This is a genomic window from Psychrobacter sp. AT9 (assembly GCF_047272965.1).
Lineage (GTDB): Bacteria > Pseudomonadota > Gammaproteobacteria > Pseudomonadales > Moraxellaceae > Psychrobacter > Psychrobacter glaciei.
This window is the reverse complement of the sequence record NZ_JBKOTW010000001.1, coordinates 3379573-3399605: the sequence shown is the minus strand read 5'-3', so window position 1 is coordinate 3399605 and position 20033 is coordinate 3379573. Positions and strand designations below refer to the sequence as shown.

The 20033-nt window shown below is 43.6% G+C and carries 17 protein-coding genes and 1 tRNA gene; 10 read left to right on the top strand and 8 right to left on the bottom strand.

Annotated elements, in window-relative coordinates:
- The first annotated feature begins 133 nt into the window (after positions 1–133).
- Both grpE and dnaK read left to right on the top strand, forming a co-directional pair.
- Positions 134–733 (top strand): nucleotide exchange factor GrpE, encoded by a 600-nt coding sequence (gene grpE, locus ACMFL8_RS14215; RefSeq protein ID WP_194620493.1) that lies wholly within the window; start codon positions 134–136, stop codon positions 731–733.
- Positions 734–989: 256 nt separating this feature from the next.
- Entirely contained in the window at positions 990–2930 is a 1941-nt protein-coding gene (gene dnaK / locus ACMFL8_RS14210; protein WP_413191338.1) for a molecular chaperone DnaK, read from the top strand.
- 236 nt (positions 2931–3166) lie between these two features.
- Here the strand turns inward: dnaK and ACMFL8_RS14205 are convergent, their stop codons facing one another.
- Both ACMFL8_RS14205 and ACMFL8_RS14200 read right to left on the bottom strand, forming a co-directional pair.
- Complete coding sequence (locus tag ACMFL8_RS14205) at positions 3167–3976, bottom strand: methyltransferase domain-containing protein (RefSeq protein WP_413191337.1); 810 nt, start codon at positions 3974–3976, stop codon at positions 3167–3169.
- Between the two features lie 176 nt (positions 3977–4152).
- Positions 4153–5385: an 8-amino-7-oxononanoate synthase gene (locus ACMFL8_RS14200; RefSeq protein ID WP_413191336.1), complete on the bottom strand. Its 1233-nt coding sequence runs from the start codon at positions 5383–5385 to the stop codon at positions 4153–4155.
- 288 nt (positions 5386–5673) lie between these two features.
- On the opposite strand from ACMFL8_RS14200, the gene ACMFL8_RS14195 reads away from it, so the two are divergent.
- The 6 genes from ACMFL8_RS14195 (at position 5674) to ACMFL8_RS14170 (ending at position 10842) form a co-directional block, all read left to right on the top strand.
- A complete protein-coding gene (locus ACMFL8_RS14195; RefSeq protein ID WP_010197225.1) occupies positions 5674–6219 on the top strand; it encodes a porin family protein in 546 nt (181 codons plus the stop codon).
- A gap of 110 nt (positions 6220–6329) precedes the next feature.
- A complete protein-coding gene (locus ACMFL8_RS14190; RefSeq protein WP_201592803.1) occupies positions 6330–6884 on the top strand; it encodes a porin family protein in 555 nt (184 codons plus the stop codon).
- Positions 6885–7091: 207 nt separating this feature from the next.
- Positions 7092–7652, top strand: coding sequence for a porin family protein (locus tag ACMFL8_RS14185; protein WP_010197230.1), 561 nt, complete (start codon positions 7092–7094; stop codon positions 7650–7652).
- Positions 7653–7851: 199 nt separating this feature from the next.
- A complete protein-coding gene (locus ACMFL8_RS14180; RefSeq protein WP_413191335.1) occupies positions 7852–8349 on the top strand; it encodes an NfeD family protein in 498 nt (165 codons plus the stop codon).
- 12 nt (positions 8350–8361) lie between these two features.
- Positions 8362–9222: an SPFH domain-containing protein gene (locus ACMFL8_RS14175; RefSeq protein ID WP_189583983.1), complete on the top strand. Its 861-nt coding sequence runs from the start codon at positions 8362–8364 to the stop codon at positions 9220–9222.
- Positions 9223–9426: 204 nt separating this feature from the next.
- Positions 9427–10842 carry an esterase-like activity of phytase family protein gene (locus ACMFL8_RS14170; RefSeq protein ID WP_413191334.1) on the top strand — a complete coding sequence of 472 codons (1416 nt, stop codon included), beginning with the start codon at positions 9427–9429 and terminating at the stop codon, positions 10840–10842.
- 96 nt (positions 10843–10938) lie between these two features.
- Here ACMFL8_RS14170 and hemN read toward each other — a convergent pair whose 3' ends face one another.
- Together hemN and ACMFL8_RS14160 are read right to left on the bottom strand one after the other, a co-directional pair.
- Positions 10939–12480 carry an oxygen-independent coproporphyrinogen III oxidase gene (gene hemN / locus ACMFL8_RS14165; protein ID WP_413191333.1) on the bottom strand — a complete coding sequence of 514 codons (1542 nt, stop codon included), beginning with the start codon at positions 12478–12480 and terminating at the stop codon, positions 10939–10941.
- Between the two features lie 248 nt (positions 12481–12728).
- Complete coding sequence (locus ACMFL8_RS14160; RefSeq protein ID WP_413191332.1) at positions 12729–15182, bottom strand: penicillin acylase family protein; 2454 nt, start codon at positions 15180–15182, stop codon at positions 12729–12731.
- A 374-nt stretch (positions 15183–15556) separates the two neighbouring features.
- On the opposite strand from ACMFL8_RS14160, the gene ACMFL8_RS14155 reads away from it, so the two are divergent.
- A complete protein-coding gene (locus ACMFL8_RS14155; RefSeq protein ID WP_352310833.1) occupies positions 15557–17134 on the top strand; it encodes a YifB family Mg chelatase-like AAA ATPase in 1578 nt (525 codons plus the stop codon).
- A gap of 33 nt (positions 17135–17167) precedes the next feature.
- On the opposite strand, the gene ACMFL8_RS14150 is transcribed toward ACMFL8_RS14155, so the two are convergent.
- Positions 17168–17839, bottom strand: coding sequence for a phosphoglycolate phosphatase (locus ACMFL8_RS14150; RefSeq protein WP_413191331.1), 672 nt, complete (start codon positions 17837–17839; stop codon positions 17168–17170).
- A 127-nt stretch (positions 17840–17966) separates the two neighbouring features.
- Positions 17967–18467, bottom strand: a complete 501-nt coding sequence (locus tag ACMFL8_RS14145) for a DUF4385 domain-containing protein (protein WP_413191330.1) — start codon at positions 18465–18467, stop codon at positions 17967–17969.
- A 179-nt stretch (positions 18468–18646) separates the two neighbouring features.
- On the opposite strand from ACMFL8_RS14145, the gene ACMFL8_RS14140 reads away from it, so the two are divergent.
- Complete coding sequence (locus ACMFL8_RS14140; RefSeq protein WP_413191329.1) at positions 18647–19012, top strand: hypothetical protein; 366 nt, start codon at positions 18647–18649, stop codon at positions 19010–19012.
- Positions 19013–19111: 99 nt separating this feature from the next.
- Here ACMFL8_RS14140 and ACMFL8_RS14135 read toward each other — a convergent pair.
- Both ACMFL8_RS14135 and ACMFL8_RS14130 read right to left on the bottom strand, forming a co-directional pair.
- Positions 19112–19187 (bottom strand) — tRNA-Phe (locus ACMFL8_RS14135).
- Positions 19188–19309: 122 nt separating this feature from the next.
- On the bottom strand, positions 19310–19732 hold the full coding sequence (locus tag ACMFL8_RS14130) for a hypothetical protein (RefSeq protein WP_413191328.1): 423 nt from the start codon (positions 19730–19732) through the stop codon (positions 19310–19312).
- Positions 19733–20033 lie beyond the last annotated feature (301 nt).

Below are 20033 nucleotides of genomic sequence, written 5' to 3'. Positions count from 1 at the left end.
TTGAAGCGCATTTAAAAAAGAATGAACAAAAACAGTTAGGCCATTAATAAAAGCACAATGATCAGCCCTTGGTCGGTTTGTTGTGCCTTAAAACCAACCATTATATTTATATTAATAATCCTAAGGAGCTACCATGAGCGAGCAGAATACGACCCAAGAATCTCTTGAGCAAAATGTGTCACATGACAATATTGACCACGATGAGAGCATTTTAGAAGAAACCTTGAAAGAGTTTGATCCACAGAATAACTCAGGTGAAGAGATGACTATCGAAAATGACATCAATCTTGACACTTTTAAAGCCCGTATCGCTGAGCTAGAAGGCGAAGTGAAGCAAGCTAAAGAAGGCACCGCCCGTGCCAATGCTGAAGCTTATAACGCGCAAAAACGTATGGAACAAGAAGCGGATAAAAGCAAAAAATTCGCCCTACAGAAATTTGCCAAAGAGCTACTGGACATCGTTGATAATTTAGAGCGTGCCATGGAAAACGCTGATGCCAATGACCCAGTCGCTGAAGGCGTTCAATTAACGCACAAAGCGCTATTAGCACTACTAACCAAAAATGGCGTAGAAGTCGTTGAACCTCAAGGTGAGAAATTCAACGCTGACTTTCATGAAGCGGTAGGCATTGATCCAGACGCCGAAGCAGATACCGTCGGTACGGTACTACAAAAAGGCTATAGCTTGAATGGTCGTCTGTTGCGCCCAGCGATGGTTCGTGTCGGTCAATAATATTTGAGCTGATATCGTCTAAAGCAGTAACGCTTTAAGTCATCGGTTTATTATATAAGTGGTGAACAATCAGTTTTTAACTGTGCTAAACCTCATTATTAGTAAGGGTTTTCACAAAAAGTCACACAAAAGACAGTTTTTGCGCGGTTTTTGACTTGAAAAAATTAATAAGCAAACCGATATATAGCAACAAGTGACCAACTATGGTCTGAACATATAAGTATTTATATTTAAAATAAATTAGGAGCATTTGATTATGGGTAAAGTAATTGGTATTGATTTAGGTACAACGAACTCATGTGTTGCAGTAATGGAAGGTGACAAAGTTAAAGTCATCGAAAATGCTGAAGGTACGCGTACCACACCATCGATCGTCGCTTATAAAGACGACGAAATTTTGGTTGGTCAGTCAGCCAAGCGTCAAGCGGTAACGAACCCAAACAACACCTTGTTTGCGATTAAGCGTCTGATCGGTCGTCGTTTTGATGACAAAGTCGTGCAAAAAGACATCGGCATGGTGCCTTACAAAATCGCTAAAGCAGACAATGGCGATGCATGGGTAGAAGTCAACGGTAAAAAACTAGCACCACCACAGGTTTCTGCTGAAATCTTGAAAAAAATGAAAAAAACAGCAGAAGATTATCTTGGTGAAAGCGTGACTGAAGCAGTCGTAACTGTACCTGCTTACTTCAATGACTCACAGCGTCAAGCCACTAAAGATGCGGGTAAAATCGCTGGTCTTGATGTAAAACGTATCATCAACGAGCCAACCGCTGCTGCACTTGCCTATGGCATGGACAAAAAGCAAGGCGATAGCACTGTTGCTGTATATGACTTGGGTGGTGGTACTTTTGACGTATCAATCATCGAAATCGCTGACGTTGATGGCGAGCAGCAGTTCGAAGTACTAGCAACCAACGGTGATACATTCCTTGGTGGCGAAGACTTTGACTCAGCATTGATCGACTTCTTAGTAGACGAGTTCAAAAAAGACCAAGACGTCAACCTAAAAGGTGACTCATTGGCAATGCAGCGTCTAAAAGAAGCGGCAGAAAAAGCGAAAATTGAATTATCAAGTGCTCAAAGCACCGAAGTAAACTTGCCGTATATCACTGCCGATAGCAATGGTCCTAAGCATTTGGTTGTTACTATCAGCCGCTCAAAACTAGAGAGCTTAACGGAAGCGCTAGTACAACGTACCATGGGCCCTTGTAAAATTGCCCTTGAAGATGCTGGCATAAAAATTGGCGACATCGATGATGTTATCTTGGTTGGTGGTCAGACTCGTATGCCACTGGTACAGCAAAAAGTACAAGAATTCTTCGGTCAAGAGCCACGTAAAGACGTGAACCCTGACGAAGCAGTAGCAGCTGGTGCAGCCATTCAAGGCGCGGTATTGTCTGGTGAAAAAACGGACGTATTGCTACTTGATGTGACGCCATTGACCCTTGGTATCGAAACGATGGGCGGTGTCATGACGCCAGTTATCGAGAAAAACACCATGATTCCTACTAAGAAATCACAGGTATTCTCAACCGCTGAAGACAACCAGCCAGCTGTAACCATTCAGGTATATCAAGGTGAGCGCAAAATCGCTAACCAAAACAAACAGCTTGGTCGTTTCGATTTGACGGACATTCCACCAGCACCACGTGGTCTACCACAAATTGAAGTGTCTTTTGACATCAACGCTGATGGTATCATGAACATCTCAGCAACGGATAAAGGCACTGGTAAAGCACAAAGTATCCAGATCAAAGCGGATTCTGGCTTGTCGGACGAAGAAGTTGAACAAATGGTTCGTGATGCAGAAGCCAATGCTGCTGAAGATGAGAAATTCGCTAACCTAGCGCAAGTACGCAACGAAGCAGATGGTCGCATCCATGCCGTACAAAAAGCGCTGAAAGAAGCCGCAGATAAAGTGACTGATGAAGAAAAATCAACAGTAGAAACGGCTATCACTGAGCTTGAAACAGCGGCTAAAGAAGATGACCATGATGACATCAAAGCCAAGCTTGAAGCATTAGACAATACTTTCTTACCAATCAGCCAAAAAATCTACGCTGATGCAGGTGCTGGCGCTGAAGGTATGGATCCAAGCCAATTCCAAGAAGGTGCGGATGCTGCTGGTGGCAACCAAGCTGATGACGACGTGGTTGATGCTGAGTTTACTGAAGTAGACGAAGATAAGAAGTAGCACCAAATCCAAAAATGCGATTAGCTGCGTCAAACTCGCTTAGTCTACTCAAGTTTTTGAAAATGGTAGAATCGATACAAATCGATAAGCAGTTAAATTAAAAAACGCATCCTTCGGGGTGCGTTTTTTTATGGCTATAATTTCTGTTAGTAATATTAGGTATAGTCAGTGAAAAGTAATATCGATATATCCGCAATACCGTCGCGTTTTTAGGATATTTTGACTATATGGCTGATTTAGGGTTTGAATGCACTCACGGTCAGTACTTCATACGTCAAATTGACGCAAGACTGACCATCTTCGTTTTGTGCAGAAAAATGCTGCCAATAATTTGACTCAAATTGTTGTAAACGCGCTTTCGTCCATCTAAAAGGTTGCGTGTTCCTTGACGATACTTGCGTTTGACTGGTTGAGACACCCGTCAATTTCATATGCTTCAACACAGCATAAGGGCTGATAAATGGTAAGTCGAAACGCTCAATTGAAAGCTCGATATGCTCAAAATCAGCATTTGTCAATGCTGACTGCCACTCAGTGATATCTGGGTAATCAAGGCCTTGACCCGTTAGCGCTTTAATTTGCAAAAAATTATTGGGCGTAAAGGTGCTGAAGAGTAGTTGACCTGCAGTCTGTAGACGGTGTGCTGATTGCGTGACAAAATTCAACGGATTATCAAACCACTGCACTGCATTGGCACTGACTATCAAGCTGTGTATTCCTTCCAAGTCCATGGTTTCAGCATCACCAATCGCTATGTCAGCCATTGGTAAAATTGATTGCAAGGTAGCCGCTTGTTCAGCGCACAATTCATTGATCAGCCAATGCTGGCTTTGAACATGTTCAGCCAGTAGTCGTGTCATTTGACCGGTGCCGGCACCGACTTCTAATACACTGCTTTGTTTGGTATGAGTAATATTTTCTAATAAATACTGACAGACTGTCTGCTGAATACTGGCATGCTGGTCATAGTCGCTGGCACTGGCAAAATGGCGAGCGATGGTTTGTTTTCTAGCGCTAAAACTATCAGGTGTAACGAGTATTTCCATAGATCTTATTACATCCAATTGAGCCAATTATCAATCGATATAGTCATTCCACTATAAAAATATTACTGCGTTAACCTCGCTTGAAGTATTAAATATACATCTACGTTCGGTTGCCTTGTACTACTTTTAAATTGAATCGACTATAGTAGGACCATTGTCCTTGCTAGATAGTGGAATTATAACTGTTGTATTAGCCGTTCACAGTCTTCGTTGGTTAGTTTGGCATTCATGACTAAGCGAATACGCGCGGTGTTCGCAGGAACGGTGGGTGGTCTGATGGGCAGCGCGTAAAAACCTGCGGCTTGTAACTGGTTCGCTTTAGTAAGCGCACACGCATTGTCGCCTAATATATAGGGGATAATAGGTGAATCATAGCTTATATTTTGAGCAGTTGGCGATGCGCGGTGTTGTTGGTCGATGGCTCGACTAAGCTTGATAGAGATCTGCGCCAAATGTGTGCGTTGGTGGGTCAAGTTTGGCATTTTTGCTAAAATAAATCGGGTCCATGCGTGATTGATCGGTGGCAATGCAGTACTAAAAATCAGCGGACGCATGGCATTGATCAGCCATTGTTTGACGACCTCATCACACATGATATAAGCGCCAACTGACGCAAACGCTTTACCAAACGTCCCCACCAAATAATCAATGTCTGCTAACGTGTGTGTTTCTTCCGCTAGCCCCAAACCTGTATCGCCCAATACACCCACAGCGTGAGCCTCGTCAACATATAGCTCAATGCGAGCATCTTTGGCTTTTAATTGTACCAGTTGAAGCAAGTCAGCACGGTCACCATCCATACTAAAAACACTCTCAGTGACAATAATGATGCGCTCAACCGTTTCATCTGCTTGCTCGATAAATCTGGCTAAATGCTCGTAATCATTGTGACGGTAACGACGATAGGTGACCAGTTTGCTTTGGCTTAGCCGCATCCCATCGATAATACTGGCATGCACCAGTTTGTCAGCCAAAATAAGCGTTTTGACTGGTAGCGCCGTCAGAGCTGGCAGGATACCAAGATTGGCATGATAGCCGCTGTTTAATACCAGCACCGATTTTGAAGTGGATAAGTCTTGCTTGTCAGTTGCATTTTGATACCAGCTTTGCAATTCAGACTCTAATGCTTGCAACTGTATATCATTGCCTGTGAGTAACCGCGAGGAAGTGGCACTCATCTTTGGTCGTTGCGCCACTGGTAACCGATCTATTTGCTTGAGAAACTCGCCTTGTAACTCTGTATCGCTACCCAAGCCTAAATAGTCATTACTGGCGATATTCAGCAGTGTCTTACCTTGGCTGACCACATAACGTCCTTGATGTTCTAAGCTTGGTAAACTGCGGTATTGCTGTTGAGATTTCATATGCGTCAATGATTCTTGCAGTTGCACAACGATAGCACTTGTCATATTGATGTCTTCCTTTATCTTATTTTTGACTTTTTAGCATTCATTGACTGCCTGATAAGTAGGAAGTATTGCACAAATCGGCTACTTGTAACAAAAAATTTCATATCTCGACCTTTGTAACCCATAGGCTGACAAACGCTTGCAAATCTTAACTCTGATGCCATCAAACACAGACAGACTGTATGAAATACTTTGTTACTATATATTCATCGTTAGCAAGCAGGGCGATGAGGCTTAGAAAGCCATTAAGAATAACTTGCTTGCCCATATAAGTTAAAGGAGCTAATAATGAAAACTCTACAAAAAACTCTATTTGCACTAGCAGCTGGTTCTTTACTAACGGTCAGTGCACAAGCAGCCGTCTCTTATGGTAACGGTTATACCGGTCAGCCATACGTTGGTGTTAAAGTCGGTCAATTCGATCTAGACGTTGATAACGCTGATGATCCAACGGCCTATGGTGTATACGGTGGCTATAACTTCGATCCTAACTTCGGTGTTGAAGCAGAGTATGTCGGTTCAGATGATGCTGATTACAGAAACGGTGATCTCGATGCCAAGACTTATGGCGCTTACGGTACTTACCGTTATGCTTTTCCAAACACGGGACTATACGCTAAAGGCAAACTTGGTGTCGCCAAAACTGAAGTAGAAGGTGACTATACTGTTGGTCCAGTTAGAGTGTCAAACTCTACTAGTGACACAGGTATCGCTGGTGGTGTCGGTCTTGGATATTCAGTAAACCCTGACTTCGGTGTTGAGGCTGAATACTCAATGATGGACAGTGATGTCGATGCTAAATTGTTAACCGTTGGCGCACATCTTAAGTTCTAAATCTCAGATAGTTTCATGATAAAAGCAAGAAATGGTCAGTCTACTGGTCGTTTCTTACCCCAATAATTCATATAAAAGCAATTAAAAAAAGACGATATTAGGAGAACACAATGAAAATTCTACAAAAAACATTACTTGCACTAGCCGCTGGTTCTTTAGTAAGCATGGGTGCACAAGCTGCCGTCTCTTATGGCAATGGTTATACTGGGCAGCCGTACATCGGTGCCAAAGTCGGTCAGTTTGACGTAGACGTAGACGGCGCTGATGATCCAACCGCTTATGGTGTATACGGTGGCTATAATTTCGATCCTAACTTCGGTGTCGAAGCAGAATATGTCGGCTCAGACGACGCAGATTATCGCGGCGGTGATATCGATGCTAAGAGCTATGGCGCATACGGTACTTACCGTTACCAGTTCCCAAATACTGGCTTATACGCCAAAGGTAAACTAGGGGTCGCTAAAACTGAGATAGAAGGTGACTTCACCCGCAATATCGGCAACACTGAAGTCAGAACTGAGACTTATTCAGAAAGTGATACCAGTCTTGCTGGTGGTGTAGGCCTTGGTTATTCAGTGAATCCTAACTTCAGCGTCGAAGCTGAATACGACAAGCTAGGTAGCGATGCTGATCTTATGACGGTTGGTGCACAGCTAAAATTCTAAATGATTGCTAGTTAATTATAGAATAAGAAACGATCGCTTCGGCGGTCGTTTTTTTGTACGAAAAAAGCTACGGTTAAAGTCATTAAAAAAGAATGCATTAAAAATAATCTTCTGCTAGAATCTCGAATTCAACAATAGTTCAGCTAACTTATGTGCTCTGCTATGTCCACTCAGGCTATATTTTAGTTTTATTTAATAGGAAGACATATGAATACTTTACAAAAAGCTTTGATCGCATTATCAGTTGGTTCTCTAATGAGTATTAGTGCGCAAGCAGCAGTTAACTACGCTGGGCAGCCATACGCTGGTGTAAAAGTGGGTCAGTACAGTCCAGATGATGTGGAAGATGATGCAGTATCATACGGTGTTTATGGCGGCTATAAATTCACTCCGGAATTTGGTGTGGAAGCTGAATATTTGACGACTAACGATGCAGATGCGTTTGATGACACCTTTGAAAAGTCAGAATATAGTGCTGATGTATATGGTCTCTATGCGACTTATGATTACAATTTTCCAAATACTGGTTTATACGCCAAAGGCCGCCTAGGTGTTGCGAAAAATGAAATTGATGTAGACTATACAGATAAAGTTATTGCTAGCAACAGTGAGAGCTTTAGCGTTTCTGATACAGGTGTCGCTGGTAGCTTAGGATTGGGCTATAACCTCACTCCTATGGCTTCTGTAGAAGCTATGTATAACATCTATCCTGAAGTGGATGATCTCGAGGTAAGTGGCGTTACTTTAGGTGCTCATGTAAAATTCTAAGTTAGCCTGACTGCAAAGAGATTAATAAAAAAACGATCACGGATGTGGTCGTTTTTTTTGGTTGAGGCATTTACAAATACTCATTAGGCTTTTGCCTCCACTCGGCAAAGTCAGCAGTATATTAATGATTTTTAAGACATTATTAACCTAAAAATGTGCTACATTGAAAGTTAGAATGACAAAGACAGGGAATATATCAATGATTGAGATGCTCTGGATGATTGAACCGTGGCATTGGCTGGTATTAGGCTTTGTGCTACTGATTGTCGAGATGTTTGTTCCGACATTTGCCAGCCTTTGGTTTGGTGCTGCTGCTATTATCGTCGCGGCACTGTCGTGGCTATTACCTATCTCGCTCGCCGTCCAAATTGTTATTTGGCTGGTACTTTCTGCGGTGTTTCTATTGGCATGGTTTAAGTTTATTAAGCCTCTGTCAGTGGATCGTACCAAGGCAGGGCTAGGCGGCAGCGTCATTATCGGTGAGACTGGTATGATTATCGTACCGCCGCAGCCTGAAAGAGCGGGCATGGTACGGTTTAGTGTGCCTATCGTGGGAGCGGCTGAGTGGATGTGCCGCACGCAAGGAGAGCAAGTGGCGGTCGGTGATAGGGTAATCGTGACCGATATCGTTGGTAATGAATTGGTCGTCAGTAGTATGAAATCGCAGGCAGCGATAAATAAAAGTGTGCAAATATAATAGGGGTGAAATATGGGAAGTTTCAATATCGTAATGGTGGTCTTGATCGCGCTGGTGGTGTTTACCGTATTTAAAGGTGTTCGGATCGTACCGCAGGGGTATAAATGGGTCGTGCAGCGTCTTGGTAAATATAGCCAAACACTAGAACCAGGGCTAAACCTCATTATTCCTTATGTTGACGATGTGTCTTATAAAGTGACGACCAAAGACATCGTGCTCGATATTCCTTCTCAAGAAGTTATTACGAGAGATAACGTCGTTATTATAGCGAACGCTGTCGCTTATATTAATATCGTGCGTCCTGATAAGGCGGTATATGGTATCGAAGATTATGAATACGGTATTCGTAATCTGGTACAAACATCGCTACGTTCAATCATTGGTGAGATGGATCTGGATAGCGCACTATCTAGCCGCGACGAGATCAAGGCCAAACTCAAGCATGCCATCTCAGAAGATATTTCTGATTGGGGTATCACGCTAAAGACAGTAGAAATTCAAGATATCAACCCGTCAGCGACCATGCAGACAGCGATGGAAGAGCAGGCAGCTGCTGAACGTCAACGCCGTGCAACAGTGACGCGTGCTGATGGTCAAAAGCAAGCCGCTATCTTAGAGGCAGATGGGCGTTTGGAAGCCTCACGTCGCGATGCAGAAGCACAAGTAGTGCTTGCCAAAGGGTCAGAAGAGTCTATTCGTTTGATTACCAATGCCATGGGCACTGAAGAGATGCCGATTGTTTACTTACTGGGTGAGCAGTATATCAAGGCGATTCGTGAGCTGGCTGAGTCTGATAACGCAAAAATGGTGGTACTACCTGCTGATATCCTCAGTACAGTGAAAGGTATGGTGGGTGATAAATTGAAGGTTTAAGCAATGGTTCTTTGATTACATGTACTTTGATCACATGTTCTTTGATCACATAGCTACAACTTATAAAAATAGCCAGTGAGTATGCGAAGCACTGGCTATTTTTTTGACTTAAATTTGATCATACTATTTTTGCTGGTTTTTCAAGCGCGAAACATGAAACATCTTTTTTCAAATAATAAAAATACTGATACAAGGAAAAAAACAATGACCAAGCAAAATCCAAATATTGAAATAATCTCAATAGAAAATTTCCCTCAAGGCAGCCCATTACCTTATACCGTACTTGATGCGACACATATTAATGCCGCCTATCCTGAGCAAAAATTAGAGATTCGTGGTGGTGGCTACGGCTCAGACGCAGCGGCACATCCAATTAATGCCAATCAGTTTTATGTACTTACTGATCGAGGTCCCAATGCTGATTTTGATGGGATTGCGGGTAAAGGTAAACAGTTTTTAGTGCCGAATTATATACCGTCTATCGGGCTATTTGAGTTACATGAGGACGGCAAAATTATCAAGATAAAAGAGATAGTGCTAAAAGACAGCAATGGCAATCCTATCTCTGGGCTACCAAATCCAAAAGCATTGGGCGGGACCAATGAGGTGCCATACGATATCGATGGTCAGCCGATGACCGTAAACCCTAACTTGCCTTTTGATGAAGTAAGCAATCCTATCAAGACTGATATCAATGGATTAGACCCCGAAGGACTCGCTGCACCTACAGACGGAAGTTTTTGGATTAGTGATGAGTATGGTCCACATCTCGTCCACTATGACGCGGATGGGTTAGAGATTGAGCGTATTAACCCATTTTCTAGGGATGAGCGTAACAATGTGATGATTGATGGCAAGCCAGTTTTATTACCGATGGAGTTTACCAAGCGCCGCGCCAATCGTGGCATGGAAGCATTAACGATTACGCCAAATCAAACCACGCTGGTAGGCATCATAGAATCGTCAATGGACAATCCTGATAAATCAGGGCGCGGTTCTAGCGTGACACGGGTTATTACGATTAACCTAAAATCTGGCCAAATCGCTCAATACTTATATCGTCTTGATGTAGCGGAGCATGTGGTGTCAGGGTTAGTCGCGCTCAGCGATCATGAATTTTATCTCATTGAACATGATCGTAAATTTCCACTCCAAGATGAGTCGGCAAAAAAATATATTTATAAAATTAACCTCTCTCAGGCAACAGACATAGAAACCATTAGTACTGCTAACCAGCTAAAGGCGATTAAACAAGATGAGCATGTTGGTCTAACCGTCGAAGGAAAAACGCTCGAGCAGCTTATTGCAGCTGATGAAGATAACTGGCAGGTACTTGAAAACATCAATATTATGCCCGTTAAGAAAACCTTAGTCGTCGATGTACTTGCTACTCTAGATTATCCGCATGACAAGCTTGAAGGTCTGTGGATACGCCAAGATGGCTCACTTGGGTTGCTAAACGATGATGATTTTTCTATCACAGATTCAGCGATGACAGATACTGAGATAGTAGGGCGGGATAATAAAAAACCAAAAAGCACCGTTGAACATAAATATCTCGATAAAGAAAAAACGATCATAGATGCCAATAGGCTATACATCGCCATGCCTACTGAATAGATATAGGTGAGGGATGGTACGCCGCCGCATTTATCATAAAAAAGACCTCGCTTGAGGTCTTTTTTATTGCTAATAATTAACTCAAAAACACTCTGTTTAGATAACTTTAGAAAAGCGATTTTGATGCTTCTTTGCCAAGTACTCATCAAATACCATGGCGACGTTGCGACCGAGTAGGCGACCTTTTGGTAAGACCCGAATCCCAGCGGCATCCATATCGATGAGCTTGTCATCTTGCATCTCGCCCAATTGCTGAATCTCATCAATGAAGTAAGTAATGGCGTCGACACCGAATTTCTGATTCACATCTTTAAAGTCGATATAGTCGTGACAGAGTAGCTTCATAATTACATATTCACGTAAGCGATCTTTAATCGACGTTTTAATTACTTTTACCGCTGGCATGATAGTAGGGTTGTTTTTCGACGCAGCGATATTGGCCTGATACGCTTGTAAATCAGTATCATTCTGCAAAATATAACGTGTATTGGCATTGGCAATTTGACTGATAGAGGAGACACCAAAGCCTAGCAAGTCGCAGTCACCCATAATGGTATAACCTTGGAAATTACGATGCAGTTTGCCCTCGCGCTGCGCCACCGCGAGCTCGTCATCAGGCTTGGCAAAGTGATCAATACCAATGTATTGATAGCCCGCTTCGGTCAGTGTGTTGATGGTATTGCCGAGCATGGCAAGCTTAGCCGCTGGGTCTGGCAGGTCTGCGTCTTTTATTTGACGCTGGGCTTTAAAGCGTTCTGGCAAATGAGCGTAGTTAAATACCGACAGACGATCTGGTGACATCTCAATGATGCGGCGTACGGTTTTATCCAAGGTTGCAGGTGTTTGATGCGGCAGACCATAAATCAGGTCAATATTGATAGAACGGAAACCAAGCTCGCGTGCCTCACTGAGCACATTCTCGATCATTTCTGCTGAATGCACACGATTGACAGCGATTTGTACTGTTTCGTCCAAGTCTTGCACACCTAAGCTGACGCGATTAAAACCAAGATTGCGTAGCGTTTTCAATGTCTCGTCACCCAGCTCACGGGGATCAATCTCAATAGAGTAGTCGCCTTCACCTTCGGGTAAAAATTCAAACTGGGTCTGTAAAAAATCCCACAGTTGACCCATCTCTTTATCGCTTAAAAACGTCGGCGTGCCTCCACCTAAATGGAGCTGCTTAACGAGTGGTTTGCTGCTGTCATCGGGTGCAGATAATAAACGGCGCTTGTGGCTAATTTCAGTGATTAAGTACTGCAAATAATCGCCTGAATCGCTATTTTTTTTGGTGATGATTTTATTGCAGGCACAGTAATAGCAGAGATGGCGACAGAATGGAATGTGGAAATAGAGCGATAATGGCGCACGGGCTTCGCGATTTTGGAGAATGGTTGTTTCAATGCCATCAGCGATTGGTGAAAACTCTAATGCCGTTGGATAAGAGGTATAGCGTGGCCCTGAACGATTGTATTTATTGATAATCGATTCATCAAATGTAGGTAGCTGCTTGGTCATAATACTGCCGCGCGTACTGGCGTAAGGGTTGTCCGGCTGCATGACAGGGCGTACCGTGGTGGGTTGCTCTCCTGCACGATTATAAGGCTGCTGGGTGTTTGTTTCAGAGTGTTCTGTCATGTGGCATTCCTTTTTGATGCTATTTGCGCCTATTAAAGCAACCTCATACACTAGTGATAATCGATAACGTATCAGCGTCTTTTAGCGATAGTAGTGACTTGGTTTGTAAAGGATAGTATAGCAAATCCTTGCTTATAATAGGGTGATTGGTAAGTTCTCTTAGCCTATGGATTTACTTTGTTTTAAAAATAGAAAAACCCCCAGAGTCTATCTGAGGGCTTTTGCTTATATTAAAATAACGAAGAATTTTATTCTCTTAACTCAACTTTCGCACCAACTGCTTGTTTAGATACTTCACCAGCACTAAAAGGCAGACGTATCCAGTCTTTGTCTGCATAACGACGGGTTTGATCACGATGGAAAGGACGTGTGGTATCACCAGCTTGCGAGAAAGCTAACAGCGCTTCCACGACCGGACCTTTGCTATCAAACGTTACCGATTGCATATAAGTTGGACCATTGGTAATTGGACCATAAGTGCCGTCGCTGTTTTGACTTGAGCTGGCGACGTTGAAGATGCCCTCACTACCGAAGCCACCATGCATAGGGATTTTTTCACCGTTTTTGTCCGCATCAATAACGAATTGTAAGCTACCTAACGGTGCGTCAAGCGCAATATTTTTACTATTGTAATAGCTAATAGAGTCGCCCAAAGCTTTACGTGTTTTATCATTGATGATTAAGTCACGAGGCGTGTTAACAGGGTCAGCCTTATCGAAGGGAACACTAAATCCTGCATAACTACTAAACCCAAAATTGGTCCAGAATTTTCTAAAGACATGAGCACCTTTACTATCAAGATTGTTACGACGATCCCAGTTACTCAAGACAGTACAAGCTTGAGTGGCATCGATAGTCCCACCGTCAGTCAAAGGTAATGTCGGATTAGCTTGGCAATCTGCCAAAATATCATCAAGCACTAATTCAGCACCATAACTGCGATTTCCGTAGACGACTTGTTGCATATTATCAAGATTAAAGGTATTTCCGCCTAAACCATCTTTATTACTTAACCGATCAAATATTTGAGTAAAGGCCATACGAGTACGTGGAGATAATGGCGCGGCATCTTCAGAAAGCGGTAACAACCCACGTCTCAATAACGGTGAAAAACCTGTCAACGGCTGTTCTGCATTACTAAACCAATAAGAGTCATTAGAATTAAGCGCATAATCATCACGAATTAAGAATGGTAAGTTTGAACCGCCAAAAATACCTGCTTGTGGTGAGTCGGCATCATTGCCCCATTCACAGGCAGCTTTACTGCCATCTAGTGCGGGCAAGTCAGATGCAATCAGAGCATTCAGGAAAATCCCCGCATTAGTACCACAACTTTCTAGCTTTTCTCTAGTGACATTAGGCACGGTCGAGATATCAGCATAGAGCGCTTTGCCATTACGATCGGTGGCGATGGTATTAACAAAGCCTAGGCCTAAAGTAGTCTGCATTCTATCGACGAGATCCTCAACGCTAGTGGCCATGTTCATACTGCGCCACTGATTAAGTGCTCTTGGATTTTCAGAGGCCGCATCACGAATCGTATAAGCCAGATTGTTCGCACCCCACGTTGGCAAAAGACCACTAAGCAAGTTAGCCGCGAGCATAGGCCCATATTGAGACAAATAGATAGGTTGAACCAACGTTTGATTGTCTGGCAATTGAACCGTCACATCGACTTTTTCGATATCACGTTCCTCAACCACACCCGCGCTATTTGTGTATTTGTATTTCAAAGGGTTGCCATCTACTAGATTAAGCTGGTAAAGCGTAAAGCGTTTGGCAGTTGATACGGTATGACTCCAAGCCACGTCTTTATTAAAGCCAATATTGATAAAAGGTTGACCTTGTTGGGCGGCGCCCATCACGTCAAGCTCGCCTGGTATCGTTGTATGAAACTCATAAAAACGCTGGACACCGTTCCATGGCTCATGTGGGTTACCATATAGGACACCACTATCTGTCCCTGTCACCTCACTACCAAAGGCATAAGCGTTACTACCGCCATTCAGTACATTGATAGTCGTCATGTCAAACTCTTCATCTGACTCTACTGTAGGCTCGACGCTACTCATTCTAGAGCTACCTTGAATGCCAGTAGTTGCAGGAGGAGCTGCCGCTACAACGGGGCTGACAAAGTTAGAGAGCCCACCGCGTAGATTGGCTTTACCATAAACTGTCAGTAGGTCATCAATAGTAATCTCTCGAACCCACTCAGCGTTAGCACAAGCAGGATCAATATTCGCCACACCTTTATCTCGCAGATAACGGCTAAAGCCTGCTGCATAGCCTGTGACCGCATCGATAGTTTCAGGATCTTGAGCTGCTAAGAATCCAGCTCGTCTCTCTGGAGAGTTGTACCAAGTATAAAATACATCACTATTAACATTACCTTGGTCACCTAGATACAGCATGCTCTGACCACTAGCGACCACAACTTCTTTCGCCAGCGAGCAGAAGTTATCTTCAGCAAAAGCATAGCCGACACCATAGCCCAGCCCTTTATAATCCTTTGCGGTAATATGAGGTATACCAAACTCGGTACGTTGAATGTCAGCTTCATACGTCGATGCAGGGGTAGGGGTATCAGTATCGTCATCGTTAAAGCTATTATCACTATCAGAACAGCCGAATAATGCTAAAGAAACAGCCATTGTGAGTAGGGTGAGCGTGGGCACTCGCCGATTTTTAATCAATATATTCATTGTATTTACCATCCATGGTTAATTTTTACGATTTAAAGCACGGATAATCCTTTTATCTGTCGTGCTCTAAATAGTCAATAAATTGCTATTGTTGCTTTCAGTGTACAAACACTCACCAATCATATACCTAAAAGAAATAACTTTACCAGTAGTTTAATAAAATTATTTTTCTTATAAAAATAAAAGTTAGGAGCGCTTTTTATTCTTTAAAATCATAACTCGGCATTTAAAAAACCCATAGATAATGGTTCGTTAAAACGTCAAGAAAATGAGGGTTAGCAGTAGCCAAACCATTTTTATTATAAAATACACGACATTTGCGCACTGATACATAATACTTTATGATCAAAAGCTCCCTTTATTAGGAAACGCTGATGTCGTTTGCTCAAGTCTATACCCGTTCAGTCGTCGGTTTGCATGCACCCAAGGTCATTATTGAGGTGCATTTATCGCAAGGCTTGCCAGCATTGACCATCGTCGGTCTACCAGAAGCTGCTGTGCGCGAGAGTAAAGACCGCGTGCGCTCAGCGATTCTGAATTCTGGCTTTCAGTTTCCCAATCGTCGCCTGACGATTAATTTAGCGCCAGCAGATTTGCCAAAAGATGGTGCAAGGCTGGATTTGCCCATTGCCATTGGCATCTTGGCAGCCAGCGATCAGTTGGATCCAGAAGTACTATCAGGGTTTGAGTTTATCGGTGAGTTAGCGCTCAACGGGAATTTACGGCAAGTCACTGGTAGCTTGGCAGTAGCACGAGCGATAAAGGCGGAAGTGTTGGCGTCCAAAGTCTTACAGACAGCAGATAATGATGAACTGGAATTGACGGAGCAGGGTCAAGAGCCACAAACGCCGCAGTTAATCGTCCCGATCGATAATGGTACCGAGGCTAGCCGTGTCGAGGGTGTAGAGATATTGGCGGCGGATAGTCTAAAGGCCGTTTGCGATCATTTGCAATCTTTGACCAATCCAAATGCCACTTACGAGCGCTTAGAGATTGTACCGCCCGCTGCGATAGAAAAACACACGGGTTATAAAGTAGACTTGGCTGATGTCAAAGGCCAACATCATGCGAGGCGTGCGCTAGAGATTGCCGCCGCTGGTGGTCATTCGCTATTGTTCACAGGGCCTCCCGGTTCGGGTAAAACACTGATGGCCTCGCGGCTACCGACTATTTTGCCAGATTTGAGTGCTGAGGATGCGTTAGAAGTTGCCAGTACTTATTCGGTGGCAGACAGTGATTATGATTATGGGACAAGGCCATTTCGGCAAGTTCATCACACCATATCAGCCGTGGCTTTGGTCGGTGGCGGCTCACGTCCCAAACCGGGCGAGATTACCCTTGCCAATAAAGGCGTGTTATTCCTTGATGAATTACCAGAGTTTGATCGTACGGTGTTAGAGGTGCTGCGCCAACCGTTAGAGGCGAAGCAAATTACCATCAGCCGTGCTAATTCACAAATGACCTTCCCAGCCAACTTTCAACTAGTAGCGGCGATGAACCCGTGTCCGTGTGGCTATGATGGTGACGGCTCGGCAAGATGTCGTTGTCGTCCCGAGCAGATTAAGCGCTATCAAGATAAGCTGTCGGGCCCACTGCTTGATCGCATTGATTTGCATATTACCGTGCCAGCGTTACCGATTGCCGACTTGCAAAATGCTCAAGCTGGTGAAACCTCCGAGCAAGTGCGGATTCGGGTCGCTGCCGCGCACAAGCATCAATTAAAACGGCAAAAAAAGGTCAATAATGAGCTTAGCCCGAGCGAGATTGATAAATATATTCAGCTAGGCGCGGGCGAGCAGCAGCTATTACAGCTTGCTCAGCAACGTCTGAATCTATCGGCACGCGGCTATCATCGAGTCTTGCGCGTTGCACGTACCATCGCAGACCTTGCCGACAGTACCGATATCACGAGTGCCCACGTGTCAGAGGCATTGAGCTATCGAAGTAAGTAGCTGACGTGATGTTCAGCTATTTGTCATTTATCCTTATAAAAGATAATCAACCAAGGCGGCAAAGTCATCAAATGCTTCGGTAGGATTCAGCTCACGAATGTCTTGCCCGTAGTTATAACCATAGGACAGTCCAAGGGTATCCATATTGGCGTTTTGTCCTGCCAAGATATCGTTTCTAGAATCACCAATCATGATTGCTTGTGCTGGGTCAATATTCAACGCCTCACAGACATGTAGTAGCGGCGCAGGGTCTGGTTTCTTAACAGCTAGACTATCACCGCCCAGCACTTCGGCAAACAAGTCCTGCCAGCCAAATGACTGTAATATCTTCGGTACAAAACGAATGGGTTTATTGGTCACCAAGGCGAGCGTATAACCTGCATCTTTCAGCTTCTTTAATCCGTTATCGACATCTGGGTAAGCGACGGTTTTGCTACCGCTGATATTGTTGTAAGCCTCAAAAAACACCTGCTCGGCATGATCAGCTTCCTCGGCCGTCAACTCACCTTCTAACACTTCTACCTTACCCACCAATGCGCGCTCGACCAGCATTCTTGAGCCATTGCCGACCCAATTACGTATGCTGTCAATAGGGTAAGTCTCTTTGCCAAGCGTGGTTAGCATCGCATTGGTCGCATCAGCCAAATCTGGCACGCTATCGATCAGTGTGCCATCAAAATCAAAAATTAAAAGTTGCTTATCCATTGTTCCTCACTATTGGAAGTCGTTATATTTATTATTTTTGGTATATCGCGCCATACCTTAGCACAGTAGTGTTTTGAGACCAGTCAATTTAGTGTTCTACTGTTCTTAATATCATAAACATCAGCAGTCACTCGATATCTTTGTAACGTTCACGATGCTCTTTTTTCATTCTTAGATAATCTTTGTTCTCGCGGCACTCATCCCATTTTTGTTTAAAAATACGCGCGGACTCTGCTTTGATTGGGTCTTCCTCTTGCCGTGGTAACTCTGCGCGACCATGTGCGCCGCTTTGGCCTTTTTTATCATCGGGCACTGGCCCTTTATATTTTTTACCGCCCTTATGATTGGCATAGCGGCGCGCGCGGGTATAACCCATTTGAATAAATTTGCGCGCCATATCCGCACCGATAAAGTCATCAGCTGCCAGATAACCTAAAAACATCTGATAAATTGCCTCGCTACTTTCAGTCGCAATATCAGGCGTGGCAAAGCGCCAGTGCGGCAGTATCTCAGACTTATAAGGCTCTACCAATAATACGCCTTGCTCACCGCGACCGACGCGATACAGCTCAGGCTGCGCCCGCAAGTCTAAGTTTTTATAATCCAAATCATAATCAAATTCTCTCATCGCTTATCCCTATTAGCATTTATCTGTCTTATTTATCATTATCATTGCTATCGAGTATACTGAGCACTGCCGTCTAAAAAACAGCACAGAAATGTTATGCAACCGTGACAGTAAGCGTTTAGCATAAGAAGCGTAGCGAACAGAATCAATTATTGAGCAGGTCTGAGTAGGTTAAGGTCATGACAGTTGATAAAAATATCCTAAATAAAATCAGCTTAGCCGGCGCGACTTTTGCGACGCCGTCAAAAAGTGCCTTTATGATATCAGCGCTGCTGCTGATAAGTGTGCTAAGCACTAATGCTGCTCATAGCGCATGGTTTGAGCGTTTGATTCCGCAAGGTGAAACCTATACGGTACGCGAGATAGATCGTGATTTGGCATTCGTCATTGATGGTTTTATCTATGATGCGCGTACTTCTTGCTTTTTGGCAGTGGGCGATCGGGTGGTGTTTTTTGAAGGCCGTCACGGTATTGATTACCGTGCGACGGTTTATGATTTAGACTCGCGTGAACGTTGCGAGGTGTTGTTGCGTCGGCGACTCTAATAACAAATGCTATTGATAAAACAATAAATGCTATTAATGACAGGCATAAAAAAAGCCCCAAACATTGCTGTTTAGGGCTTTTTAGAATTCTTAAACGAATGGTGGCTCGAGGCAGGTTCGAACTGCCGACACACGGATTTTCAATCCGTTGCTCTACCGACTGAGCTATCGAGCCGTCTTCGTTGAGGCGCTATTAAACTAAATATAGGCGTTACTGTCAAGTAGTTTTTGCATCATAAGCGATAAAAGATTAAAAAAATGACTTATTTATCAAAATATCGCTTTTTAACGCTAAAACTAATCTTTGACACGCAAAAGCTCATACTCGCTCATGATACGGTGAATATCCGCATCAGCAGGGACAAACTCACGCACGCCTTTTCTCACTTCGGCATCATAAACCAGTTTAATAAACTTGGCATCGATAGCACGACCACGATTTTGGGTATGAACAGTAAGATACTGTAAGCGCTTGGCATCAGTTTGCCCGTCATCAAAACAGGCAACGGCAGCGATAGGCTTGTCATTGAACATACCGACATATAGGTATTGCCCACGCTTAAAGCCTTGCTCAACGATATTTAACACCTCGAGACCATCAGGCTGCGCGTCATCGCTATCGTACAATGCCTGCAAGCGCTCTGCTAGCTCATTGTCGCGAGCAGGTTTTTTGATAAGTGGGGCATCCAAGCTATTAATGGCGATCGCTTCTAAAGGCATGGCAGTTCCTATAAACAAAGGGTTTCTATAGTATAAAGTAGCAGTATGACACAGCACTATGCCATAGAGAGTAGGCTATAGAATATAATGTCTCAAAGTCAGTGCGAGTCATGATTGATAATACTGAATACACTATTTTAGCAGAATGAGGTAATTTTGTGCGTGGTTTACCGCTTGACCGTGGCGGTAAATGTTAGGGTTTGCTATGATGAGGCTATATAATATTTAGTACGTATAAACCCTAATGCCTTGATATCTTTTGTATATATCATTTTCTAATACATTTTTTGCTAGTGCTGAT